Annotated in this window: 23 protein-coding genes and 1 pseudogene; 12 read left to right on the forward strand and 12 right to left on the reverse strand. The window is 69.2% G+C overall.

Annotated features, from left to right (window positions below; genetic code table 11):
* Positions 1–19 precede the first annotated feature (19 nt).
* Entirely contained in the window at positions 20–1,468 is a 1,449-nt protein-coding gene (locus ABZ412_RS03960; protein ID WP_357276045.1) for an SDR family oxidoreductase, read from the forward strand.
* A gap of 313 nt (positions 1,469–1,781) precedes the next feature.
* Positions 1,782–1,976: a hypothetical protein gene (locus ABZ412_RS03965; RefSeq protein ID WP_357276047.1), complete on the forward strand. Its 195-nt coding sequence runs from the start codon at positions 1,782–1,784 to the stop codon at positions 1,974–1,976.
* 235 nt (positions 1,977–2,211) lie between these two features.
* Here the strand turns inward: ABZ412_RS03965 and ABZ412_RS03970 are convergent, their stop codons facing one another.
* Both ABZ412_RS03970 and ABZ412_RS03975 read right to left on the reverse strand, forming a co-directional pair.
* Complete coding sequence (locus ABZ412_RS03970) at positions 2,212–2,634, reverse strand: CBS domain-containing protein (protein WP_357276049.1); 423 nt, start codon at positions 2,632–2,634, stop codon at positions 2,212–2,214.
* 193 nt (positions 2,635–2,827) lie between these two features.
* Positions 2,828–2,980: a hypothetical protein gene (locus tag ABZ412_RS03975; protein ID WP_357276052.1), complete on the reverse strand. Its 153-nt coding sequence runs from the start codon at positions 2,978–2,980 to the stop codon at positions 2,828–2,830.
* Between the two features lie 331 nt (positions 2,981–3,311).
* Between ABZ412_RS03975 and ABZ412_RS03980 the strand changes: the two genes are divergently transcribed.
* From ABZ412_RS03980 to ABZ412_RS03995, 4 genes and pseudogenes are all read left to right on the forward strand, one after another.
* Positions 3,312–3,683: an OB-fold domain-containing protein gene (locus ABZ412_RS03980; protein ID WP_357276055.1), complete on the forward strand. Its 372-nt coding sequence runs from the start codon at positions 3,312–3,314 to the stop codon at positions 3,681–3,683.
* Positions 3,684–3,731: 48 nt separating this feature from the next.
* Positions 3,732–4,146: pseudogene (locus ABZ412_RS03985) on the forward strand (acetoacetate--CoA ligase); the annotation flags it as partial.
* 529 nt (positions 4,147–4,675) lie between these two features.
* Positions 4,676–5,233 (forward strand): hypothetical protein, encoded by a 558-nt coding sequence (locus ABZ412_RS03990; RefSeq protein ID WP_357276058.1) that lies wholly within the window; start codon positions 4,676–4,678, stop codon positions 5,231–5,233.
* Positions 5,230–5,973 carry a cobalt-precorrin-6A reductase gene (locus ABZ412_RS03995; protein ID WP_357277112.1) on the forward strand — a complete coding sequence of 248 codons (744 nt, stop codon included), beginning with the start codon at positions 5,230–5,232 and terminating at the stop codon, positions 5,971–5,973. Before ABZ412_RS03990 ends, ABZ412_RS03995 begins: the two co-directional genes overlap by 4 nt.
* Positions 5,974–5,998: 25 nt before the next feature.
* Here the strand turns inward: ABZ412_RS03995 and ABZ412_RS04000 are convergent, their stop codons facing one another.
* The 4 genes from ABZ412_RS04000 to ABZ412_RS04015 all read right to left on the reverse strand — a co-directional run bounded on the left by ABZ412_RS04000 (position 5,999) and on the right by ABZ412_RS04015 (position 9,399).
* Positions 5,999–6,544 (reverse strand): PadR family transcriptional regulator, encoded by a 546-nt coding sequence (locus ABZ412_RS04000; RefSeq protein ID WP_357276060.1) that lies wholly within the window; start codon positions 6,542–6,544, stop codon positions 5,999–6,001.
* Positions 6,545–6,598: 54 nt separating this feature from the next.
* Positions 6,599–8,221 (reverse strand): precorrin-3B C(17)-methyltransferase, encoded by a 1,623-nt coding sequence (gene cobJ / locus ABZ412_RS04005; protein ID WP_357276063.1) that lies wholly within the window; start codon positions 8,219–8,221, stop codon positions 6,599–6,601.
* The gene (locus tag ABZ412_RS04010) at positions 8,218–8,853 is read right to left on the reverse strand and encodes a precorrin-8X methylmutase (protein WP_357276065.1); all 636 of its coding nucleotides are present in this window, start codon (positions 8,851–8,853) and stop codon (positions 8,218–8,220) included. The genes cobJ and ABZ412_RS04010 overlap by 4 nt, the downstream gene beginning before the upstream one ends.
* Positions 8,854–8,961: 108 nt before the next feature.
* On the reverse strand, positions 8,962–9,399 hold the full coding sequence (locus ABZ412_RS04015; RefSeq protein ID WP_357276068.1) for an Lrp/AsnC family transcriptional regulator: 438 nt from the start codon (positions 9,397–9,399) through the stop codon (positions 8,962–8,964).
* A 176-nt stretch (positions 9,400–9,575) separates the two neighbouring features.
* On the opposite strand from ABZ412_RS04015, the gene ddaH reads away from it, so the two are divergent.
* Positions 9,576–10,448 carry a dimethylargininase gene (gene ddaH / locus ABZ412_RS04020; RefSeq protein WP_357276070.1) on the forward strand — a complete coding sequence of 291 codons (873 nt, stop codon included), beginning with the start codon at positions 9,576–9,578 and terminating at the stop codon, positions 10,446–10,448.
* Here ddaH and ABZ412_RS04025 read toward each other — a convergent pair.
* Positions 10,417–10,968 carry a hypothetical protein gene (locus ABZ412_RS04025; protein WP_357276072.1) on the reverse strand — a complete coding sequence of 184 codons (552 nt, stop codon included), beginning with the start codon at positions 10,966–10,968 and terminating at the stop codon, positions 10,417–10,419. The genes ddaH and ABZ412_RS04025 overlap by 32 nt on opposite strands.
* 380 nt (positions 10,969–11,348) lie before the next feature.
* On the opposite strand from ABZ412_RS04025, the gene ABZ412_RS04030 reads away from it, so the two are divergent.
* Both ABZ412_RS04030 and ABZ412_RS04035 read left to right on the forward strand, forming a co-directional pair.
* Entirely contained in the window at positions 11,349–11,528 is a 180-nt protein-coding gene (locus tag ABZ412_RS04030; protein ID WP_357276074.1) for a hypothetical protein, read from the forward strand.
* Positions 11,529–11,915: 387 nt separating this feature from the next.
* Complete coding sequence (locus ABZ412_RS04035) at positions 11,916–13,664, forward strand: acyl-CoA dehydrogenase (protein WP_357276077.1); 1,749 nt, start codon at positions 11,916–11,918, stop codon at positions 13,662–13,664.
* A 102-nt stretch (positions 13,665–13,766) separates the two neighbouring features.
* Here the strand turns inward: ABZ412_RS04035 and ABZ412_RS04040 are convergent, their stop codons facing one another.
* Complete coding sequence (locus tag ABZ412_RS04040; protein ID WP_357276079.1) at positions 13,767–14,729, reverse strand: AraC family transcriptional regulator; 963 nt, start codon at positions 14,727–14,729, stop codon at positions 13,767–13,769.
* Positions 14,730–15,078: 349 nt separating this feature from the next.
* Here ABZ412_RS04040 and ABZ412_RS04045 point away from each other — a divergent pair, with 349 nt between their 5' ends.
* Complete coding sequence (locus tag ABZ412_RS04045; protein ID WP_357276081.1) at positions 15,079–16,539, forward strand: DUF6345 domain-containing protein; 1,461 nt, start codon at positions 15,079–15,081, stop codon at positions 16,537–16,539.
* Between the two features lie 138 nt (positions 16,540–16,677).
* On the opposite strand, the gene cobG is transcribed toward ABZ412_RS04045, so the two are convergent.
* Both cobG and ABZ412_RS04055 read right to left on the reverse strand, forming a co-directional pair.
* Complete coding sequence (gene cobG, locus ABZ412_RS04050) at positions 16,678–17,877, reverse strand: precorrin-3B synthase (protein WP_357276083.1); 1,200 nt, start codon at positions 17,875–17,877, stop codon at positions 16,678–16,680.
* 196 nt (positions 17,878–18,073) lie between these two features.
* Positions 18,074–18,304: a hypothetical protein gene (locus tag ABZ412_RS04055; protein WP_357276085.1), complete on the reverse strand. Its 231-nt coding sequence runs from the start codon at positions 18,302–18,304 to the stop codon at positions 18,074–18,076.
* 343 nt (positions 18,305–18,647) lie between these two features.
* Between ABZ412_RS04055 and cobN the strand changes: the two genes are divergently transcribed.
* Positions 18,648–22,283: a cobaltochelatase subunit CobN gene (cobN, locus tag ABZ412_RS04060; RefSeq protein WP_357276087.1), complete on the forward strand. Its 3,636-nt coding sequence runs from the start codon at positions 18,648–18,650 to the stop codon at positions 22,281–22,283.
* A gap of 306 nt (positions 22,284–22,589) precedes the next feature.
* Entirely contained in the window at positions 22,590–23,129 is a 540-nt protein-coding gene (locus tag ABZ412_RS04065; protein ID WP_357276089.1) for a hypothetical protein, read from the forward strand.
* Between the two features lie 75 nt (positions 23,130–23,204).
* Here ABZ412_RS04065 and ABZ412_RS04070 read toward each other — a convergent pair whose 3' ends face one another.
* On the reverse strand, positions 23,205–23,585 hold the full coding sequence (locus ABZ412_RS04070) for a PPOX class F420-dependent oxidoreductase (RefSeq protein WP_357276091.1): 381 nt from the start codon (positions 23,583–23,585) through the stop codon (positions 23,205–23,207).
* 9 nt (positions 23,586–23,594) lie between these two features.
* Positions 23,595–24,335 carry an alpha/beta hydrolase gene (locus ABZ412_RS04075; protein ID WP_357276092.1) on the reverse strand — a complete coding sequence of 247 codons (741 nt, stop codon included), beginning with the start codon at positions 24,333–24,335 and terminating at the stop codon, positions 23,595–23,597.
* Positions 24,336–24,353: the final 18 nt, after the last annotated feature.

Raw genomic sequence — 24,353 nt, forward strand, 5'->3', positions numbered from 1 at the left:
GGTGATTACGGTGCGGTGTGTGGTGTTCGGGGCCACCGGCTATATCGGTGGCCGCCTGGTGCCGGAACTGCTGGCGGCCGGGCACAGCGTGCGCGTCCTGGCCCGCGACGTCGGCAAACTCGACGACGTGCCCTGGCGGGATCGGGTGGACGTGGTGCGCGGCGACGTGACCCGCCCCGACGACGTGCGCGGCGCCCTGGCCGGGCAGGATGTTCTCTACTACCTGGTGCATTCGTTGGCGCGCACCGATTTCGAGCATGTCGATCGGAAAGCGGCGTGCACGGTCGCGGCGGCGGCGGACCGTGCGGGACTGCGGCGGATCGTCTACCTGGGCGGCATCACGCCCGCCGATCAGGAACTGTCACGTCATCTGGCGTCGCGCGCCGAAGTCGGTGAGATCCTGGTGCGGGCGGCGACGCCCGCGGTGGTGTTGCGCGCCGCCGTCATCATCGGTTCCGGCTCCGCGAGTTTCGAGATGCTGCGCTATCTCACCGAACGCCTGCCGGTCATGGTGACGCCGCGCTGGGTGCGCAACCGCATCCAGCCCATCGCGGTGCGCGACGTGCTCTACTACCTCGTCGCCGCCGCGGGTCTGGCGGGCGACGTGAACGACGCGTTCGACATCGGCGGCCCCGACGTGCTCACCTACCTCGGCATGATGCGCGGCTACGCGGCCGTCGCCGAGCTGCCCCGCCGGTTGATCGTGCCGGTCCCGGTGCTCACACCCTGGCTGTCGGCGCAGTGGGTGAATCTGGTGACCCCGGTGCCGCGGGCGATCGCCGTACCGCTGATGGAATCACTGGTCAACGACGTGATCTGCGCCGATCACCGGATCGCCACGGTCATCGCCGACCCACCCGGCGGGCCGACGCCGTATCGCCGCGCGGTGGCCCTGGCGTTGCAGCGGGTCCGAGCGCTGGACGTGCCCACCCGCTGGTCGGACGCGAATCCGCCGCACGCCCCGGCCAATCCGCTGCCCACCGACCCGGAATGGTCCGGCGGCTCGATGTATTGCGATGTGCGAGAACAGGATACGGCTGCAGACCCGGAAGCGGTGTGGTCGGTGCTGGAGGCGATCGGCGGCGCCAACGGCTGGTACTCCTTCCCGCCCGCCTGGGCGCTGCGCGGCTGGATCGACCGCCTGATGGGCGGTGCCGGGCTGCGTCGAGGCCGCCGCCATCCGCACCGGCTGCGCGAAGGCGACGCCCTGGATTGGTGGCGGGTCGAACGCCTCGAGCGCGGCCGCCGAATCCTGCTGCGCGCGGAGATGCGGGTCCCGGGCCGCGCCTGGTTGGAACTGTCGGTCTCCCCGGCCTCCGGTGGCGGCGCCCACTACCGTCAGCGCGCCCTGTTCGAACCCCACGGCCTGGCCGGGCACCTCTACTGGCATGCCATCGCCCCGTTCCACGCCCTGATCTTCGGCGGCATGGTTCGCAATATCACCGGCGCGGCACAGCGAGCGCGGTGAGCGCCAGGCTGGGTGCTTCGAGGGTGCCCTCGGGCAGGCCATCCGTCCGCAGGGTCCGCCCGCACGTCCCCTTCCACCCTGTCCGCGTGACAGTTCTCGGGGAATTGGGCCGACCGTAGCCTGTCATTGACCTTGAACGCCTACCCTGGGGCAGGTCGGCCCCTCCGCGGTGGCGCAGACCCCTCGGCAATTGCCTTTCGGGCCCTCGTGGCATTCCTCGCGCGTGGTCGACCTCGGCGTACACCGCCGCCGCGAGTTGAGAATCCAGCCCGCCCGGTGAGACCGGCGTCGGGCACGGATTCGGAGGTACGCCATGACAGCAGCTCCACACGAATCACACGGTGACGGCCCCGCTCGGCGGGCCGGACGCCGGCACCGGACACCACCCACCATCACCCGCGGTTCCGACGATGACGCGCCGGTGGTGCGCTGGCCGGATCCGAGCCGGCTCGAATCGTGGTGGGACGCGATCATGCATCACGCCGACGAGCCGCCCGTCGCCACGTGATACGTCTGGGCGGCTGGGCCCGGGCGCCCATTCATCCGTAGCGCCCGGGCCCATCGGGTGACACGCCGTCAGGTGCTCGACTGCCAAGTTGCCCAACGAATTCCATCGAGGATGGACGGCTGCCTAGGTTGCCGAGGGCAACCACAACTCGGTGATCGGGCACTCTGCCGGCTCCCGGCGCAGATGGCCGGTCTCAGGTCACACCTCCTCCAAGCCCCATGTCTGGAGGTGGGGCTCACGCTCTTCCGTAGATGGCGGTGACGAACTCCCCGAGTGTGTGTTCGTCGAGGTGCCTGGCCAGATCGGCTTCGCTGATCATGCCGACCATCCGCTTGCGCCCGTCGATCACCGGCATCCGCTTGACCCGGTGGCTCTCCATCGACCCGAGCACCTCGGAGACGTCGGCGTCAGCGGCCACCCAGCGTGGTGTGGCCTCGCACAGCTCGCTGGCTCGGGTGGCCTCGGGAGACAATCCCCGGGCAACGCATTTCACCGCGATGTCGCGGTCGGTGATGATGCCGACCATTCGTTCGTTGTCATCGGCGACAACCACCGATCCGACGTCGAGCTCGGCCATCACCTGGGCCGCGTCGGCGACGGTCTGATCCTGCGATATCCACTGGGCGCCGGGCCTCATGATCTCGCGTGCCGTGGTCATAGAGCTACCTCCTCATATCCAGCCGGTGCTGATCAATGGGATGAAGCGACCCAATTCTCCGCGCTTATCGCCGGAGGTGCGAGATTCCGGAGCATCACGAAGGTGTGACTGTTCGGCATCTTCAGCAAGGATCCGGCCTTGGGTGGCGGGAATTAACTCGAGGTGATGCTGTCGAACTTGTCGCGAAGAACCCCTATGCGGGCGCCGAGATACCGGCGGACGGGCGAAGTGCGGACCAGCCCGTGTAGAGGGCGCGGTCGAAGAAGTGGGAGAACGACCCGCTCGAGCGGGGGCATCCAGCCGCGGTGAAGTCCTCGGCCCGGTCGATCTCGGGGCTGCTGGCCACGGTCGCACCACTTTTCGGGTGCTCGAGTCGGCCTCGGACGCATGGAACTCAGGCCCTGCCAACGTCAGTTACTGATCGAATGGGAGACAAACAGGCCTAACGACTGCCGTCAAGGGCCTGTTGTCCCTTCGGCGTGGCCTTCGGAGGGCGCCGGGTTCAGCAGACGACTCGAAGCTCGTTCTCACGTCCTTCGGGCGCAGTGGTGCGTCGGGTAGCGGGTAGCAGGCGTAGGAGAAATAGGTATGTCGGGGGTAGTTCGACCGTCGTGGTCGTGCCCACCGGCGACGAGGCTGAGAGGTGTCCCGTTGGCAACCCTCGAGCGGAGGAACCGATGTCTGCACCCACCCTTCAGCACAGCTCTCATGACGCCGGCATGGTCGCGGAAGAGATCTTGATGATCCGCAGATGCGTGACCTGTGACAGGTTGTTCGCGCCGATGACCGCCGGATGTTCCTCGTGTTCGTCGGACGACCTGGAGTGCGTGCCGTCGTCCGGCGTCGGGTCGGTCGTGTCGTGGCGGGTGGTGGATCGCGCCGGTGCGCGTGGTGGGTTGGTGCCGTTGACGGTCGCGATCGTGGAGCTCGACGAGGGGCCGTGGGTCTACGCCTCCCTCGAGGGTGAGGTGCCGCCCGCGGAGGGGCCGGTGCGTGTGCAGTTTCAGCCGCGGCCTCGGGACGACAGGTTTCCCGTCTTCGTGGTGTGACGCCCCTGGAACGTGCGGTGTGCCGAATTCGATCTCCCCGACCGCGGAGGTCGCAGCGATGCCACGGTGAACCGCAACGGGATCCGGATGGGGTCCGCCGACATCTACGATGTGGTCGAGGCGATACCCGAGATCGCCGAGGCGATGGTCGTCGGCGTCGACGGACCGGACGCGAACTATTGGATGCCGATGTTCCTCACCCTCATACCGGGCGCCGAGCTCACCGACGAACTCGTGAACGGAATCCAGGACAGGATACGAATCAGGTTGTCCCCGAGGCACGTTCCCGACGGGGTGATCGAGGCCCCGGGCATCCCCCACACCCGAACAGGGAAGAAGCTGGAGATTCCCGTAACCGCCATGCTCACCGGACGCGATGTCAGCATCGATGCCAAATCCATCGGTCGGTCTTGTCTCAGCTGCTCGGAGACAGGAGGCGTCATGTCGGTCCGCCGAAGGCTGAAGCGCAAGTGACGCACAGGGTGCGGTCGACTTCGAGGATCCGGTCGAATGGGCATCCATTGGCAGGGACCCGAAGTGCATTCGACCGGCCGGTGGGAGGGTGCGCCAGTCGGCAGAGGGATACTCCTCCCGCGGAACGCGCGCAATTAGTGACCCCGCCGGCGCCGCTACCGGTGCGGGGGTGGTGGTCAGCGGAGATCTTTCCGATTCTGCGGGGGAGTGGTCGACCCGGGGCGACCTTCGAAGCGCGCTAGCAATCCATACCGCGGGCAAGACGGGCGACAAGCGCCGGGCGAGTGCGCAATTGGGACATCAGAGTGGTGTGGGGTTTGGAATAGGGCACTTCGCTGACCAGGCGGGATACCTTCTCGGGGTGATGGACAAAGATGTATGACAGCGGAATCCGTGTCCTCCCTGAGCCATCCAAACTGAAACATCACTACGTCAACGGTAGGGTTACGACCTGGAATCCGAGGGTTATCGGATTCGGATGTTGCTCTATTAGGAGATCGATGAAGTACACAAAGTTCGTGGCTACCGCATTCGTCGCCGCGGCCGCGACCGGCATTGCCGCGGGCACCGGATACGCCGTTCCGCTCGACCAGGCTCCGGTCGTGGAGCAGGCCGCGTCGCCGCTGCACGGCACCCAGCAGGGCGTCGGCTACGACGTCGTGGTCAGCGATGCCAACGACATCGTCACCAAGGTCACCGGCGGACAGTTCAGCCTGGACGCCACCGGCAAGACGGTGTTCCTGAAGAACCAGGCCGGGGACGTCGTCACCCAGGTGCCGCTGACCGGCACCCTGGCCGGCAAGCAGTACGGGCTGACCGCGGCCATCGACACCACCGGCACCCAGCTGACGCTGACCTCGGTGTCGGCGCCGCTGGCCACCGCCAAGGACATCGACTCGCAGGGTGACTTCTTCGGGCAGCTGCAGCACGCGGCGCTGGGCGGGATCATCGGCGGCATCCTCGGCGCGTTCCTGTTCGGGATCGGCGCGATCCCGGGCGCGATCATCGGGCTGCTGGTCGTCGGCGGGCAGCCGCTGATCGATTCCGGGTCGGCCTACTTCAGCGGGCAGCCCTGAGAACGCTGATCCTCGGCGGCACCCGGGAAGCCCGGGAACTCGCCGACATCGCGTCCGGCGAGCGGGGATTCGAGATCGTGTCCTCGCTCGCCGGGCGGGTGCGCGCACCCGTCCTCCCGGTCGGCGCGGTGCGGGTGGGCGGATTCGGGGGTGCCGAGGGGTTGCGGGAGTGGCTGTCCGGCAACGGCATCGAGGCCGTGGTGGACGCCACCCATCCGTTCGCGGGCCGGATCACCGCCAATGCGGCGGTCGCGGCGGCGGCGCTCGGACTGCCGGTGCTGCATGTGCGGCGGCCGGGGTGGATCGAGCGGTGCGGGGACCGGTGGGTGCGGGTGCCGGATCTGGAATTGGCGGCGGAAGCCGCTGCGGCGCTGGGTAAACGGGTATTTCTGACCATCGGCCGCCAGGGTGTGGCCGCCTTCGAGCACTCCGACGAGTGGTTCCTGATCCGGGCGATCGACCCACCCGAGGGCGCGGTGCCCGCGCATCACGAATTGCTGCTCGCCCGCGGACCTTTCAGCGTCGAGGACGAGATCGCATTGCTCGTCGAACGGCGCATCGACGTCCTGGTGACCAAGGACAGCGGGGGCGCGCTCACCGAGGCCAAGCTGACCGCGGCCCGGGAACTGGGGCTGGCGGTCGTGATGATCGACCGGCCGCCGCTGCCCGCGGGCGCGGAGCAGGTGGAAACCGTTGCGGCAGCGTGGGATTGGCTGCTCGCCCGGCGCGACGAAGCGTAGCGGCATCGGCCGGGCGGCGATCCGGTCAGGACAGGCGGCTGGTGCGGTCCAACAGCTCCGGCAGGCGGTCGAACCATTCCAGGACGGCGCGTTCGTAGCGGATGCCGAAATCCAGTGTGGCCCGCTCGTAGGGCGACATCCGCTGCTCGTCCTGACCGGACAGGTAGCCCGAGAGCCGCTGTTCGTGGACGGTGCGGTTGGCGGCGACGATGCGTTCCAGGCGGGCGGCGTCCACGAATTCCCCGAAGGACAGGGTCAGCAGTAGCGGCACCCGGATGGTCTCCGCGCCCGGATCGCGGGCGATCCACTCGGCGAAGGCCTCCCGGCCGTCCTCGGTGATCCGGTACGGCGTGCGGTCGCGGGCGCCCGAGGCGCCCTTCTCGACCAGGCCGAGGCCGTGCATGGTGGCGAGCTCGCGGTACACCTGGCTCTGGGTGATGGTCCAGAAGTCGCCGATGCGGTCCTGGGCCAGCGCCACCAGATCCCACCCGGACATCTCGCCCTGGTGCAGGAATCCGAGTAGGGACGCGGCCGTCGAGTTGAGCGGGCGTCGAGCGTGATCTTCTGGCACCGGCACTCCTTCCACAGCCTACGTTCTACATAGGAATATTACGGGGCCGGGCGTTCAGGCCTCGTAGCGACGCGAGGTGAACACGCGCGGACCGCCGGCCGCCTCGAACACCGTGGTCGTGGACGCGCCCACGATCAGCAGCGTGCGCATGTCCACCACGGCGGGATCCAGCTCACCCAGCGTCACCACCCGCACCGACTCCGTCGGGCCGCCCACATCGCGGCCGATCACCACCGGCGTCTCCGGCTTGCGGTGCTCGAGCACCAGATCCCGCATGGCCGCCACCTGCCAGGTGCGCTGCGACGACGCCGGGTTGTAGACGGCGAACGCCATATCCGCCGAGGCCACCGCCGAGATCCGTTGCGCCACCGTCTCCCACGGCTTGAGGCGATCCGAGAGCGAGATCATCGCGAAATCGTGGCCCAGGGGCGCGCCCAGCCGGCTCGCCACCGCGCTCGCGGCGGTCACTCCGGGCAGCACCCGCACGGGCACCTCGCGCCACTGCGGATCCGCCGACTCCTCGATCACCGCCGCCGCCATGGCGAACACGCCGGGATCCCCGGACGACACCACCACGACCTTCGCGCCCTGCTTGGCCATGTCCAAAGCCATTCCGGCGCGCTCGGATTCGACGCGATTGTCACTGGCGTGGCGCCGCTGACCCGGCCGCACCGGCACGCGGTTCACGTAGGTGGTGTAGCCGACGATGTCGGTCGCCTCGGCCAGCGCCCGAGACACCTCCGGCGTGGTCCAGGCCTCGTCGCCCGGTCCCAGTCCGATGACGACGACCTCGCCGACCTGGTCCTGCCGCGTCACCGAGGATGCCGGATCTGCTTCGATGGGAACCGCGCTCGAGACGCCGGTCGGAGTCGCTGCCGCCGGCGCACCGGTCGGAGTCGCTACCGCCGCAACCGATTCCGAGCCGTCCCGCGCGGCTGATTCGGTCAGGGTGATGCGGGTCTGCGGGGTGGGTCCCGGAACCACCGTGATCGCGAAGTACGGGACGCTCGACTCGTCGACGTCGGCCGCGCGCAGCACGCGCTGCCGGTCGGAGCTGGCGCGCTCGACGTAATAGGCGTCGTCGAGGCGGCCGGAGTCGGCGAGGGCGCGGCGCACACCGGGGTAGGTGCGGCCGAGCTTCATGATCGCGGCGGCGTCGGTCTCGCGCAGGCGGCGGGTCAGCTCCTCGGGCGGCAGCGTGCCCGGCAGCACGGTGAGAACCTGCTTCTCCTCCACCAAGGGGGTGCCCAGGGCGGCGGAGGCGGCGCTGACCGAGGTGACGCCGGGGATGATCTCGGTGTCGAACCGGTCGGCCAGGCGGCGGTGCATGTGCTGGAACGAGCTGTAGAACAGCGGGTCACCGGCGGCGAGCAGCGCGACGGTGCGGCCCGCCGCGAGGTGCTCGGCCAGGCGGGCGGCGGCGGACTCGTAGAACTCGTCGATCGCGCCCTGGTAGCCGCCGGGGTGGTCGGTGGTCTCGGTGGTGACCGGGTAGATCAGGTGCTCCTCGAGCTGACCTTCGCGCATATAGGGGGCGGCGATGGCGCGCGAGATGCTGCGCCCGTGCCGGGCGCTGTGGAAGGCGATGACGTCGGCCTCGCCGATCACCCGGGCGGCCTTGACCGTCACCAGTTCCGGATCGCCGGGTCCGAGCCCGACACCCCAGAGCTTGCTCATTCTTGTTCGCTCGCAATCGCATTGAGGGCGGCGGCGGTGATGGCGCTGCCGCCGCGCCGGCCTCGCACGGTCAGGAATTCGACGCCGCCGTATTCGGCCAGCGCCTCCTTGGATTCCGCGGCCCCGATGAACCCGACCGGGATGCCGAGCACCGCGGCGGGGCGGGGCGCGCCCGCGTCGATCATGTCGAGCAGGTGGAACAGCGCGGTCGGCGCATTGCCGACGGCCACCACCGCGCCGTCGAGGCGGTCGCTCCAGAGCTCCAGGGCCGCAGCCGATCTGGTGTTGTCCATCCGCGCGGCCAGGTCGGGTACGCGCGGGTCGTCGAGCAGGCACAGCACGTCGTTGTCGGCGGGCAGCCGCTTGCGGGTGACGCCGGAGGCGACCATCTTGGCGTCGCACAGGATCGGCGCGCCCGACCGCAGCGCGGCCCGCGCCTTGGCCACCACATCGGTGCTGAACTCGACGTCGCCCGCCAGGTCCACCTGCCCGCAGGCGTGGATCATGCGCACCACCACCTGTGACACGTCCGCCGGGAACCGGGTCAGATCGGCCTCGGCCCGGATGGTCGCGAACGAGCGCCGATAGATCTCGGCCCCGTCTTTGAGGTAGCTGGCACGCACGTCGGACATGGCCTCCACCCTAGATTTCGCCGCCGGGGCGGTGCTGGCCGGGTAGTGCGCCCGGCCACAGTGGACGGTCCGCAGCGGGCGCGGCCGGTGCTTTCGGGCCCGGCCGGGTCAGGTGCGGGGGCGTTCGAGCAGGCGGGACATGACGATATTGCTGCGGGTGCGCCCGACGCGGGCGTTCTCGCGGATGCGTTCGACGGTGGCCTCGATCTCGGCCATGTCGGTGGCCATCACGTGGACCAGTGCGTCGGCCTCACCGGCGATGGTCCACACGCCGACGACCTGGGGAATCGGTTCGAGGCCGCGGCGTAGTTCGGCGGGGGAGATGTTGTCGCGGTAGAAGACCTCGACATACGCCTCGGTGCGCCAGCCCAGGGCGGCCGGGTTCACGACGGCGGTGAAACCGGTGATCTGGCCCGCCGCGACCAGTTTGTCGACGCGGCGTTTGACCGCGGGGGCGGACAGACCGATGACCGCGCCGATGTCCTGGAACGAGGCGCGCGCGTTCTCCAGCAGGTGGGCCAGGATCCGGCGGTCGAGATCGTCCACGGTCGCTCCTTCGCAAGGATCCGGGCATATCGGGCGCGATGATGCCCACGCGTCATTCGGACGCAACGAATCGCTGTTCGTGGGTTGATCAACGCAACGTTTCGCTATTCCTGACGCAACGGTACGCCACTTATCTTCGTGTCAGATCCGTCCGCGCCGCTTCCGAGGGAGTCCCGTTGACGTCCGTAGCCACGCTGCCCGCCCGCGATCCCGCCGCCCGCCGGCCCGTGCCCCGCCGCTACCTCATGTGCCGCCCCGACCACTTCGACGTCACCTACGCCATCAATCCGTGGATGGACACCGCCGACCCCGTGAACCGGGGGCTCGCCCTGGCCCAGTGGGACGCGCTGCGCGGCGCCTACGAGGGGCACGGACACCGGGTCGACGTCATCGAACCGGTGGCGGGGCTGCCCGACATGGTGTTCGCCGCCAATGGGGGACTGGCCATCGGGGAGCGGGCGCTCTCGGCCCGCTTCGCCAATCCCGAACGTGCGCAGGAAGGCCCGGCCTACCACGACTGGATGGCCGCCCAGTGCTTCACGAGCGTGGCGCGCGCCCGCGAAACCAACGAGGGCGAGGGCGATTTCGCCATCGCGCCCGACCGCATCCTCGCCGGGACCGGGTTCCGCAGCGCCCGCGGCGCGCATCAGGAGGTGGCGGAGTACTTCGGATTGCCGGTCGTCTCACTGGATCTGGTGGATCCGCGCTTCTACCACCTCGACACCGCGCTCATGGTCCTCGACGACACCATCGCCTACTATCCGGCCGCCTTCAGCGGACCCAGCGCGCGGCTGCTCGCGAGCCTGTACCCGGACGCGATTCTCGCCACCGAGGCCGACGCGAATGTGCTGGGCCTCAACGGGGTCTGCGACGGGTACCACGTGTTCCTGAGCGACAAGGCCGTCGACCTGGCCGCGCAATTGCGGGCCCGCGGCTACGAACCGGTCGGGATCGACATGTCGGAGCTGCTCAAGTCCGGCGGCAGCGTCAAGTGCTGCACCATGGAGTGGCACTCGGTCAGAACGGCAGTCGCGTCCGGAACGGACTGACCCGCGGATCGTTCAGCGGGTGAGCCAGGATCAGGAAGCGCAGCAGCATGATCGCACCGGTTATCTGCAACGCCGCCAACGGGATCTCGCCGATGATCGCCGTGCCCAGTGACAGCCAGAAATCCCCGGCGTCCGCGGTGACGATGTCGAACCAGGCGTCCACCACCAGCAGGATGCCGGTGCCGAACGCCGGGAGCAGCAACACCACCCGCCGCTTCCAGCCCAGATAAGCGGTGGTCGCCATCATCAGCACGAGCACGATGTCGAACCCGATCCACGCCAGCGACCAATTGCGGGCGTGATATTCCGCCGGCAGCGAGAACCCCAGGTACACGATCCACGGAATCAGCCCCAGACAGCCGCCGACCATGAGCGCCAGCCGCACCCGCCGGTGCAGCCGCACCACCTCCGGGCGCGGCAGCACCCGCTCCGGCGGCGGCTGCAACCGCCGGATCAGCTCGCGACGCTCCTCATCGGACATCGCCAGGATCTCCTGATCGCTGAGCTTCGCGATGGTCATGGCCGCCTCCAGCATCCGATGGTCGTCGCAGCGCGGATAACCCACTGTGCACCAGCAACCCCGCCGCGTGCACCCCGCACCCGTCCCGGACCGGTCGGGCCCGTCCGCGCGCGTGGGTCGGCAGTGGAATCGAGTAGTCCGCCACCTGGCGGGGGTTGTTGTCCCGCGTTCTCCCGACCGGCTCGCCGCCGCGCCGATCAGCCGCGACCGTGGTGCTCACCCCATCGCCGCGGATCGGGAGGGACCGGACCTTCCCGGCGACCTCGGGGGCCGACGACCGAGCGTGTCCGTCGGTTCCGGCAGCTCGTTGCCGGTGCGCCTCGGCTCCCGGACCACGTGACCGCCGGTGCGACCGGGTGCCCGCCGATATCCTCATGCCGATGGTCGAGTACCGGCCCGATGCCATCCGCACCAGCGGACACGAACACGCGCGCTACCGCCAAGCCGTGACCGACGCCCTGTCCGGCATCGACCTGCGCACCGTGCGGACCGCGCTCGCGGCGTGCCTGTTCACGACACACTGTGATGGTTCACTGCGAACATTCAGACAATCTGTGTAACACTACAATTCGTGACTTTCGGGCCGAACATGGCACTGTGGCAACGAATCACGCGAGCGGCCCTGGTCGCGACCGTGGTTCAGCAGCCGTGTCCTGCTACCGGCCTGCTCACGCGAATCTCTCTCCCGCGCAACACCGTGATCCGGTCGGGCACGCGTGGCCTCCCGAACCTTCCCCAGCCCACATCGCTGGATGTCGCGTGAAGGTGAGTGGTGCGTCGAACTTCTGACAGGTAATCGCCCGGCTCACTGTTCCGGACCCGTCACGGTGCCCGCGTAATCACGCAGCAACGCCGGGTACCGGTGCGCCCGAGCGCCGCGATTGCCTCCTATGCCCTCGGCGGACCAGTTGCCGACGGGATCGATTGAATGAGTAGGAGAAGGATCCATGCAGCATGAGCAGACCCCCTTGGCCGGAGTTCTCCGCCACGGCAGCCTCGAGTTCGACCAGCACTTGCAGAAGATCCTGAACAACCCGGCCTACTTCGTCACCGAGGCCCAGAGCCAGGAGCAGCGCCGCCAGAACGCCTACGACCAGCTGCACAACCTGGTCGAGGAGGTCGGCAGCACCCGCGACATCGCCACCGACTTGCCGCGACTCTTCGCCGTCTTCGACTGGTCGGCGGTGCTGGCGACGGATCTGATCCCGCTGATCTCCGGGCACTACAACCTGGCCTCGGGCAGCCTGTCCACCCTGACCGATTCCGATTCGGCCGCACCGTATCTGCAGGACCTCGACAACGGCTCGAGCGTCGGGGTCATGCTGCTGACCGAATACGGGTGCGGGTCCAACATCCAGTTCATGCAGACCCGCGCGACCTGGGACGGCGACGGGTTCGTCATCGACACCCCGAACCCGCGGGCCCGCAAGTTCATGCCCAGCGTCGGCATCCCCGTGTCCCGCGTCTGCGTGGTCGGTGCCCGCTTCATCGACGCCGCGGGCGTCGATCACGGCGTGCATCTGTTCGCGGCACGACTACGAGGACCCGACGGCGCCCCCGCGCCCGGTGTGACCATCACCCAGCTCGACCATCAACCGCTGGTCATCATGGACAACTCCGTCATCGCGTTCGACAAACTGAAGGTCGATCGCAGCGCCTGGCTGAGCAACGACCTCGCCACCATCGACGACCGGGGTGTGCTGACCTGGCGCGACGAGGACAGCCGGAAGAGGTCGTTCGCCTCGGCGATCAGTCAGCTCACGGTCGGCCGGCTCGCGCTCGCGTCCTGCCTCAACGCCGCCGCGCGGGCCTCGCTCTACATCGCGCTGCGGTACGCCGCCAAACGGGTGGTGCCGCTGACCCCCTCCGACACCCCGTACATGGTCGAGCTGCCGCACGTGCGCGACACCCTGCTCACCGACCTGGCCGGCACCATCGCTCGCACGCTCTACGGCAACACGGTGAAAACGTCGCTCGCCAACGCCGACCTCACCAGCCGTGACACGGTCGTCTCGGTGATGCTGGCCAAGCACTTCATCCAGCTGCACGCCCTGGACACGGTGACCCACGCCAGAATTCGGATGGGCGCCCAGGGAATGTTCAGCGCCAATCGGGTGGCCGACTACCTCGGGGTCTGCCACGCGGCCATCACCGGCGAGGGCGATTGCCACGTCCTCGGTTCCGTGGCCGGTCGCGTCCTGGCCAAACACCTGGCCGGAAAGCCGGTACCCGAAGTCGTTCTGCACGATCCCGCCGATCAAGCCGACCGTCTGAGCCTGTTCAGCGCCCGGACCTTGACGATCGTGGAAGAGACCCAGCAATATCTGACGACGCCCGGGCTCGAGGGGCGCTTGGCGGTCATTCCCGAAGCGCTCGCCCTCGCAGAGGCCTTCTCGGCCGAAGAAGCCCTCCAGGTGCTCCACCGATTCGCCGATCACCCCGAGATCGCCGCCGTGCGTGATGTCTTCGCGCTGAACTACCTCGATCAGCACGCCGTCTGGTACCTCACCCACGGACTGCTCGACATCGCCGCGGTCGACACCATCAAACAGCGACTCCGCATGGCCATCGACACCCTGGCCGAGCACCTCCCCGCGTTGCTGGACGCTTTCGGTTTCGACGATGAAATTCTGGCGGCACCGGTCCTTTCCGACGATCTGCCCGCTGCCTGGGAAACTCGCTGCCACGATCGGTGACGACCCTGACCTAGGTGCCAGCGGCCAGGCCCGCCCGCGAGCCTGGCCGCTGGCCGTTCACCAGGTCCGAACCCCGGACCAACGGCACCCCAGCGGCCGCGGTCAGGTCGATCTGCTCCGTAGCCGGCCGGGCGGAACGCCGAATCTGTCGCGGCAGCCCTTGGTGAAGACGGACAAAGCGACAAATCCGCTGTCGTAGGCGATATCCGCGATCGTGTAACCGGCGTTCCGAGGATCGGCCAACCGTTTCGCGGCACGGTCGAGGCGGGTCGCGAGCAGGTAGCTGTGAGGTGATGTACCGAAATCGCGCATCGCCCGCTCGAGTTGGCGCCGGGTGATGCCGAGATGTTCGGCCACCGCGTCCACGGTGAGTCGCGGATCATCCGAACATCGTTGAATGTACACACGCGCATCCCGGGAAATGGCCGCGAATTTCGTGTCTTCCGGGGCTCGGCGTTCGTCGAGGGCGCCGGCGAGCAAGCCTGTCCAATGCGTGCTGATTCTCAGGAACTGGCTGGGTGTCATGGCGTCGCCGTGACGGGAGAGTTGCTCGGTCAGCGCGAGCACGGAACCGAGCAAGGGGTCATGGGTGTCGAGCGCCAGAAACGAGCGGCTGACCGGGGCTTCGGGAAGCCGCAGCGCGTCGGCGGGGATATTGAGGATCCAAGCCCGCACATGGTCGGCATGGGAGAGCACCATGCGTTGCCCCCAATCGACCACACCCATCTGCCCGGGTCGCAACGACACCCGAGTGCCGTGCTGCTCGATGTCGAGGGGTCCACTACGGGCGACGAGCAGCCGAGCGCTGCGGTCGCCATCGGCATCGATGTCGGCAATGGTGCGCTCGTACGAGATTCCAGTCGATTCGAAGGCGACATTCTGGAAGTCGCCGAGCCGATAGCTCGCCAGACGTTGAACCCGCAGTGCGCCATGGAAGTTCGGCCAATCGGCGAAGTCGACCCGTGCCCCGCCCTGGTTCGCCGACACCTGCTCACGCCAGTATCCAGGCCTGTCATGCTTCGACAACTCCGTTGTCGTATCGCTCACCACGACGAGTTCGGACACCGGCGCCCCCTTCTTCCGTCGCAAATCCGGACGCGGCTCGTCGCGAATCCGGTGGAACAGAATCTATACGCGCACATAGTCTTTGGCCGAAGCTCCGGTCGATGGCGCCGACGTCGACGACCGGGAACGCCGCTCGCGGTCAGCGAGGCCCGCGGGCGGCGTCAGGCCTTCGCTCAGCTGCTCGACGAAACCGCGCCCGAGCAGGGGACGCGCCCGGGGCTGGTGTGTGCCGGCGGTCTGCTGAAGGGGGGCAGATCTCGAGCATCTACCAGCCCTGGGGCGGGTCGGCGGGGAAATCGAGTAGTCCGGTACCCGTGCCCGTGCGCCCGGCATCGGTGACCATTCGTCAATGTCCGACAACATGTACGGCGGCGCGTCGGTGCAGGTCTATCCGAAAGATGCCACGTTGACCTACCCGCACGCGTGCGTGAGCGGCTTCCTCGACTACGTCGCGAAGTTCAACGGCGTCAACTTCCACGCCAAGGACGACGATGTGCGCGAATGGCGGTACGACCAGGAGTACGACAACTGGCAGGACAGCCTCGGCATGGACTCGGTGCGGGTCTTCTACCACTACGCGCACAGCACCACCATGAGCAATGGCGTGTACCTGACCTCGATGGGCCGCACCTGGGACAACACCATCTACGCCGAATCCGACCGGATGGGCTTCGGCGACCAGCGCCTGCGCTACCTGTTCCTGCACGGCTGCGAATCGCTGCGCACCAACTTCGGACACAGCCCCTACCGCACCTGGCACACGCCGAACCGGGGCGCGCGGATGCTGTTCGGATTCGACAGCCTCACCTTCGACACCGACCAGCAGGGGACACGGTTCTTCAAGGAATGGAACACCGGCAAATCGTTCAGCCAGGCGTGGCAGGACGCGGCACTGTCGATCTTCCACAACAATCACCGGGTGTCCTCCGCCGCCTGCGGCGCCACCGACCGTGAAGCGCAGGACCGGCTCTGGAACGAGCGGCTGTTCCATGGCGGCGCGGTCTCCGACGACTGGTACTGGTGGCGCTGGGCGGGTCAATTCCCCCTCGAAGTCGACCTGAGCATTCCCCTTCCACGCCAACCGATGTCACTGCGCCTGGCCCGCCGCAGCGCCGAGGCCGACACCGCGGCCGCCCTGGGGGAACGGCACGGTCTCCGCGGCCTGCTCGCCGAGTCCGCGTCCCCGGTTACCGAGGAGTCCTGCGCGCGAGCCGAATTCGAACCCCGGCTGGTCATGCACCCCGACGGCGCCTACCAGGCGTTCTACGCCGAGCCGGACCGCACCGCCAACGGCCGCACACCCGAAGAGATTCGCGACCTCGCCGACCTGGCCCTGCGAGAACTGGACCTCGGCCACGACCTGGCCCTGGCCGGAATGTCGGCCACCTTCCACGCGGGCGCGAGCCGCGACGGCGACACGGTGGCGGCGGCGGTGGCCGACTACACCCTGCACTACCGCCAGCTCCACAACGGCGTCCCCGCTGTCGCGGGCGGTGACGGCCAGCTCACCATGACCCTCGATCCGACCGGCCAACTCTGCTCGATCTCCGACACCACCGTCCCGATCCTGAGCGCCGAGCAGGCCCACCCGCCCACCACCGACGACACCGACGCCTGCACGGCCCTGACCGAGGCGACCGCCGCCCGCGCCGAATGCCTCGGCGGCCGTGCCCGTCTCGCCGTCGTCCCCGACTCCCGCGAGATCGGCTACCGCTACGACCGCGACGACGCGGCCCTCGTCGCCCGTCAGACGATCGAGATCACCGGTGGCCGCTTCCGGATCCGCGACATCGTCGAGGTCACTGTCTGAGCGCGCACCGAACTGCCGGATGTCCCGCCGTCAGGAGAACAGCCATCGGCGCACGGCCGCCTCGAGTTCCGCGGTGCCGCGACGAGAGGACGAGGCATCTCACTCACACCGCCCGATCCGGGCGGTTCGGTTCCTTGGCTAGTCCGCGGGGATGATGCGGTAGCCGTCGGTGGTGGCGATGACGTCGGTGACCGCGCCCTTCGGGCGGCCGCAGCGGCGGTCGCAGCCGGACCAGTGCTGGCGGCCGGCGACCACCACGTCGGCGGCGTCGAGACCTTCGCGAGCGAATCCCGGTGCGCCCGTGGGGAGTACGCGGCCGGAGTCGACGGCCTCGGCGACGTCGGCGCGGACATCGGTGCGGGACTTGGCGCAGCCGGGCATGCCGGCGCAGGCGCTGACCTGGAGCCACGGGGAGGCGGCGTCGAAGATCAGGCCCATGGGGGCCAGGACTCGGACCACCTGTTCGGCGGGCCATTCGTCGAGGTCGGCGAGGATCAGGCTGCGCCACGGGGTGACGATGATCGGGCATTCGACGGCGGCGAGGAATTCGGCGGTGCGGGCGGGGAGGGAGCCGAGGCGCACGCCCGCGCCGAGGGCCACCCGGCCGTCGGACTGGGTCATCCAACCGATCGGAATGTCCTGGGGGCCGGGCGGTTCCAGGAGGTCGGTGGCGACGTCGAGGTCGGGGTGGGCGGCGCGGAGGCGGTCGGTCAGCCGGGCCGCGCCGTCGGGGATCTCGTGCAGACGCCAGTGGCCGTCGCGGAGGTCGAGGAAGCCGTCGGCGGCGGCGAGCATGTGGTCGACCGCGGCGTCGGCGGGCAGGCGGAGGCCGGAGTCCCTGCCCGCCAACAGGAGTGCGTAGGTGTGCTCGTCGAGCGCGTGCACGCCGATGTCGCCGCCCAGGCCGCTGACATCGCCGCGGCCGTCGTCGAGGGTGAACAGGACCCGGCCGGGCAGCTCGGCGTAGCGCGGCTGTGCGCGCAGTCCTTCGTCGAGAGTCGGAACCAGGGGATGTACATCGGTCCAGCCGCCGACGCGTCCCGACAGCGGCGAGGCGATGATGTTGCGCACCCGTTCGTGGGTGGCGCTGGGCAGCAGTCCGGCCGCGGTGAGCCGCTCGGTGAGCGCGGCCGCGTCGCGGACCTGCCGGAATTGGATGTTCCCGCGTGACGTGAGCTCGATGTTCCCGTCGCCGAGGTCGGCGGCCGCTTCCGCGAGGGCCTGGAGCTGGGTGGGGGAGAGGAGTCCGCCGGGCACCCGGATACGGGCGAGGGGACCGTCGGCTGCTTCGTGCAGGCGCAGCACGCCCGGGCAGGAGTCGGGATCGGTTCGCGTCATGACGCCACCCAGCGTACGGAGGACGCCGAGACCGGGCACGGCCGCCCGGGGTCGGGTTCCCATCTCTGACTATCTGCATTTGGAGATATTGCAATCTAAATATGTGTTCCGGTGTGGCGGGATGAAGACAAAAGAAGACTCCGCGACGGGGGAGTCTCGGAGTCTGGTTGCCGGATCGATCGATTCGCCGGGCGGTTCAGCCCGCACGGTGCGGTTCGATGGCCGCCGGCGCCCCGCGGCGGCGGGCGAAGGCGGGTGTGGTTTCCCAGGTGTCGTTGAGCAGGCTGGGGACGTTGTGGTGGTCGGCGTGATCGCGGTGCACGGTGGTGCTCATGACCGTGAGGCCGAACAGGATGGTCGCCGCGCAGATGATCCCGGCGATGAGCGCCCACTGCGAGTGACCGGAGCCGGCGGCCGTGAGAGCCATGGCCAGCGTCGCGAAGGCAACCAGTACGCAAAAGTATCCCGACCAGGCAGCAAAGCGGTTCCGCCTGACCCATCCTGGAGTGAGTGGCATACCGGCAGCGTACGCGCCGACCGGTCGGTTCCGCAGGGGTGCGAGCCAGGATTGGCCGCACTGTGATCGGTGCCCACGGGCGGCGACACGGGCGCGATATCGGGCCCGCGACGGCGGCGCGATAGCATCGGCGAGCTCGTCGAACGGAAGAAAGCCGGTGCAATTCCGGTGCGGTCGCGCCACTGTGACAGTCAGACCTTCCCGGCGAGCGCCGAACCGTGCTGGGCGCGTCACCCTAGGAAGGCCGAGACCCTTGATCCTGTTGCTGTCCACCTCCGACACCGATCTGCTGAGCGCGCGCGCCAGCGGCGCCGCCTACCGGCTGGCCAATCCGGCCCGGCTGCTGCCGGAGGACCTGCCGGTCCTGCTGAACGGTGTGTCGCTGGTGATCGTGCGCGTGCTGGGCGGGAAGCGGGCCTGGGAGGAGGGCCTCGAGACGGTGCGCGCCAGCGGAATTCCGGTGGTCGCCCTCGGCGGTGAGATCGCGCCCGACGCCGAGCTGATGGAGTGCTCGACCGTGCCCGGCGGTGTCGCCGCCGACGCCCACAACTACCTGGCCGCGGGCGGCCCGCGAAACCTGCTGCAGCTGCACAACTTCCTGTCCGACACGGTGCTGCTCACCGGCGAGGGGTTCGAGCCGCCGGTCGAGATGCCGAGCTGGGGTGAGCTGGAACGGCACGCCTGCCCAGTCCCGGACGACGCGCCGACCGTGGCCGTGGTCTACTACCGCGCCCAGCACCTGGCCGGGAACACCGCCTACATCGACGCGCTGTGCACCGCCATCGAGGCCAAGGGCGCTCGCGCGCTGCCGATCTACTGCGCCTCGCTGCGCACCGCGGAGCCGGAGCTGCTCGCCACGCTCGGCACGGCCGATGCTCTGGTGGTGACCGTGCTCGCGGCGGGCGGCACCAAGCCCGCGACCGCCTCGGCCGGCGGCGACGACGAGGCCTGGGACGTGGGCGCGCTCGCGGACCTGGATGTGCCGATCCTGCAGGGCCTGTGCCTGACCAGCGGCCGCGAGCAGTGGGAGGCCAATGACGACGGCCTGTCGCCGCTGGATGTCGCCACCCAGGTGGCGGTGCCGGAGTTCGACGGTCGCATCATCACGGTCCCGTTCTCGTTCAAGGAGTTCGACGCGGACGGGCTGTCGTCGTACGTGCCCGACGCCGAGCGCGCGGCCCGGGTGGCGGGTATCGCGGTGCGCTACGCGCGGCTGCGCCACATTCCGGCCGAGCGCAAGAAGGTCGCGATCGTGCTGTCGGCGTACCCGACCAAGCACGCCCGCATCGGCAATGCCGTCGGTCTGGACACTCCCGCCAGCGCCATCCGGCTGCTCACCGAGATGCGCGAGGCCGGATACGACCTCGGCGCGCCCGGTGAGATCCCGGGTCTGGAGGGCGCGGACGGTGACGCCCTGATCCACGCGCTCATCGCGGCGGGCGGGCAGGACCCGGACTGGCTGAGCCAGGAACAGCTGGAGGGCAACCCGATTCGCATCGGCGCCGACCTCTACACCCGCTGGTTCGAGACGCTGCCGGAGGATCTGCGCGAGGCGGTCGTCGAGGCGTGGGGCCCGCCGCCGGGTGAGCTGTACGTGGACCGCTCCGCCGACCCGAAGGGCGAGATCGTCATCGCCGCCTTGCGTTTCGGCAATGTGGTGCTGATCGTGCAGCCGCCGCGCGGTTTCGGCGAGAACCCGGTCGCCATCTACCACGATCCGGACCTGCCGCCGAGCCACCACTACCTGGCCGCGTACCGCTGGCTGGCCGCCGCGGAGGGCTTCGCCGCCGACGCCGTGGTGCACCTGGGCAAGCACGGCAACCTGGAGTGGCTGCCCGGCAAGACCCTCGGCATGTCCGCCTCCTGCGGCACCGATGCCGCCCTCGGCGATCTGCCGCTGATCTACCCGTTCCTGGTCAACGACCCGGGCGAGGGCACCCAGGCCAAGCGCCGCGCCCACGCCACCCTGGTCGACCACCTGATCCCGCCGATGGCGCGCGCCGAGACCTACGGCGACATCTCACGGCTCGAGCAGTTGCTCGACGAGCACGCCAATATCTCCGCGCTCGACCCGGCCAAGCTGCCCGCCATCCGCCAGCAGATCTGGACGCTCATGCGCGCGGCCAAGATGGACCACGACCTCGGGCTCACCGAACGCCCGGACGAAGAGGTCTTCGACGACATGCTGCTGCACGTCGACGGCTGGCTGTGCGAGATCAAGGACGTGCAGATCCGTGACGGCCTGCACGTGCTCGGCCAGGCCCCGGCGGGGGAGGCCGAGGTCGACCTGGTGCTGGCCATGCTGCGCGCCCGCCAACTGTGGGGCGGCGAGGTCAATGTGCCGGGCCTGCGAGAAGCGCTGGGGCTCAGCGAATCCGGTGACGAGAAGCGCGACCGGGTGGACGCCTTCGAGCAGTTGGCGCGCGAACTGGTCTCGGGCATGCAGGAAGTCGACTGGGACGTCGACTCCATCGACGCGGTGACCGCGGGCGTGTTCGGCGGGGAGGCGGCCGCGGCCGCGGGCCTCACCGACGTCCCCGGGCGCCTGGCGGAGACGCGCCGGGTGCTGGGCTTCGCCGCCACCGAGGTGGTGCCGCGACTGCGACAGACCGGTGTCGAGGTGGCTCGCATCCTGCACGCGCTGAATGGCGGTTTCATTCCGGCCGGACCGAGTGGCTCGCCGCTGCGCGGTCTGATCAACGTGCTGCCCACCGGCCGCAACTTCTACTCGGTCGACCCGAAGGCGGTGCCGTCGCGGCTGGCCTGGGAAACCGGTCAGGCCATGGCGGATTCGCTGCTGGCCCGCTACCTGGCCGACCACGGCGAGTACCCGCGATCGGTGGGCCTGTCGGTGTGGGGCACCTCGGCCATGCGCACCTCCGGCGACGATATCGCCGAGGTGTTCGCGCTGCTGGGCGTGCGGCCGGTGTGGGACGAGGCCAGCCGCCGTGTCACCCGCCTGGAAGCCATCACCCTCGAGGAGCTGGGCCGTCCGCGCATCGACGTGACCGTGCGGATCAGCGGCTTCTTCCGCGACGCCTTCCCGCACGTGCTGGCCCTGCTCGACGACGCGGTGCGACTGGCCGCCGGACTCGACGAGCCCGCCGACCGGAACTACGTGCGCGTCCACGCCCAGGCCGACCTGGCCGAGCACGGTGACGAACGCCGCGCCACCACACGCATTTTCGGCTCCAAGCCCGGCACCTACGGCGCGGGCCTGCTGCAGCTCATCGACTCCAAGAGCTGGCGCACCGACGATGACCTGGCCCGGGTGTACACCGCGTGGGGCGGCTTCGCCTACGGTCGCGACCTCGACGGCGCGCCCGCCGCCGACGACATGCGGACCGCGTACAAGCGAATCGCGGTGGCGGCCAAGAACACCGACACCCGTGAACACGATATCGCCGACTCCGACGACTACTTCCAGTACCACGGCGGCATGGTGGCCGCGGTGCGCGCGTTCACCGGCTCGAACCCCGAGGCGTACATCGGCGACAGCACCCGCCCGGACGCGGTCCGCACCCGCACCCTGTCGGAGGAGACCACCCGGGTGTTCCGGGCGCGCGTGGTGAATCCGCGCTGGATCGAGGCCATGCGCCGGCACGGCTACAAGGGCGCCTTCGAGATGGCCGCCACCGTCGACTATCTGTTCGGTTACGACGCCACCACCAATGTGGTCGCCGACTGGATGTACGAAAAGCTGGCCGAGTCCTACGTTTTCGACGAGACCAACCGCAAGTTCATGGAGCAGTCCAATCCCTGGGCGCTGCACGGGATCGCGGAACGTCTGCTGGAGGCGGCGGAGCGGAAGCTGTGGGAGCAGCCCGACCCCGCCACGCTGGATCGGCTGCGGCAGGTCTACCTGGAGACCGAAGGCGAACTGGAGTAGGCGATTTCGCGTACCCGGACCGGGGTGGCCCGCAGGACAGCGGCGGACAATCCCGGTGCAGGGGGGTTCCCACCGCCGGTTCGTAAGAGGAGTATGAGAACCGGACCCGGCGTCGGGCTCGGGGAAGCGGCGGGGCCTCCGGTGATATGCGAGTCATATTGCCGGACCGAATAATTCGAAGTGGGGAATCCCCGATTCGCAGCGGTCCGGGTGTGTGCGTCCGAGTCGTGTCTCACGGCGTCCCATGATGGTACGGACGTCTACTCGGTCATGCGGTGAATCGGTCCCTCGGCGTAGGGAACCATCATGAGAATCGCCAAGATCGCCGCTACCGCTCTGCTGTCCGTCGCCGCGCTGTGCGTGGCCACGGTGACCGCCCACGGCGAACCCGCTGTCGCGGCACCGGGAATCAGCGGGGTGGACCGGGGTGTCGACTACTCCATCTCCCTGGCCCAGGACCGCAGCGCGGTCACCACCACGCTGGCCTCGGGCCATTTCGAGCTCGCCGGCGGCGCGGTGAACATCATCGCGCCCGCGGGGGAGACCCTCGCGGCGCTGCCGCTGGTCTACCAGGCCGCCGACCGCACCCTCACCGTCGTCCCCGAGGTGAACGCCGACGCCACCGAATTGACGGTGCGACCGGCGAATCCGGCCGATGTCGCCGCACCCAACGGTGATGTCGTCGCGTTGCAGACCGTGGCCAATGCCGGATCGATCGTCGCCGGGGCGCTCATCGGCTGTGTGGTCGGGGCTGTGATCGGCGTCTGGTTCTTCCTGGTCGGCGCCGTGATCGGTTGCGGTGTGGGCGGTTTGGTCGGCGCGATCATCGCGAACGACCAGCCGTGATCGACCGATCCGGAAGCAGATAGCGCGAAACCACGTCGCCGGACCGGTCGGTACGGCGACGTGGCGTGAATTCGCTTATGCCGGAAGGATCTCGATGCCGATGGTGCCCGCGTTGCCGCGGCGCAGCTTGCTTCCCATGATGGTCAGCCAGCCCAGGATCCCGTACTTGCGCTTGATGAGATCCCGCACGCGGTCGCTGCCCGCGTCGTCGAGCACCGTCGCGCGCCCCTTGACGATCTCGCCGTGCGTCTTGCCGCGCACATCGCACGGTTGCAGCGTCACGTCGGGATTGCGCCGGATGCGCTTGACCTTCCAGCTGTCGGTGACCGTCCACACGTAGAGGCGGCCGCCGTCGAGCGCGGCCCACAGCGGCGTCGCCACCGCGGTGCCGTCCTTCTTGTAGGTGGTCAGGTTGACGTAGTTCGCGGTGCCCACGGGCCCGAACGGGTTGTCCACGCCCGCAGCCTATCCGGTATGGGCGCCGGACGCTCCCAGGCGCACGAGGTCCCGGGACGCGGCGAAATCGGCGACCAGGTCGGCGAAGGCCGCACCGTGGGTGAGCGGGAGATAGTGCCCTGAACGCGGCACGACCAGCAGCCTGGCGGCGGGGGCGGCGTGCAGGAAGCGCTGTTCGCCGAGGCGGAAGTGGTCGTGGCCGCCGTTGATCAGGCGCACGGGCCCGCGATACTCGGCCAGCGCGGCGAGCGGATCGAATGCGGTGAGGGCCGCCATCACCTCGGGAATGGCCTCGGTCGCGATGCCGCCGCGTGCGATGTCGGCGGCGACCCGGGGCGGCAGCACCCGCTCGAAGACCTGCTCGCTGAAGGCCTTTCCGCCGTCGGCGCGGGCGGTCAGGACGCGGTGCATGAGCAGGAACGGGGTCGCGAGGGCCCGGCTCGGAGTCACGCTCGCGCCCGCCACGACCAGGCCGGTCACCCGCTCGGGGTGGGCCGCGGCGGCCGCGACCGAGACCTGGCCGCCCAGTGAATGGCCCACGACCACCGCCTCGCCGCCGAGTTGATCGATCCCCGCGCGCACGGCCTCGATCGCGCCCGGCAGCGTGAATCGCTCGCCGCGGCGGCGGCCGTGCCCGGGCAGATCGATGGCCAGCACCGGGTGCCGCGGGGTGAGGTGTTCGCTGACCTGCCCCCAGCAGGCGGAGCTCAATCGAATGCCGTGGACCAGCAGGATCGGTGTTGTCGTCATGGCGTCCTCCCGACTCGA

The sequence above is a fragment of the Nocardia sp. NPDC005746 genome, from assembly GCF_040630785.1.
In the GTDB taxonomy this organism is placed as follows: domain Bacteria; phylum Actinomycetota; class Actinomycetes; order Mycobacteriales; family Mycobacteriaceae; genus Nocardia.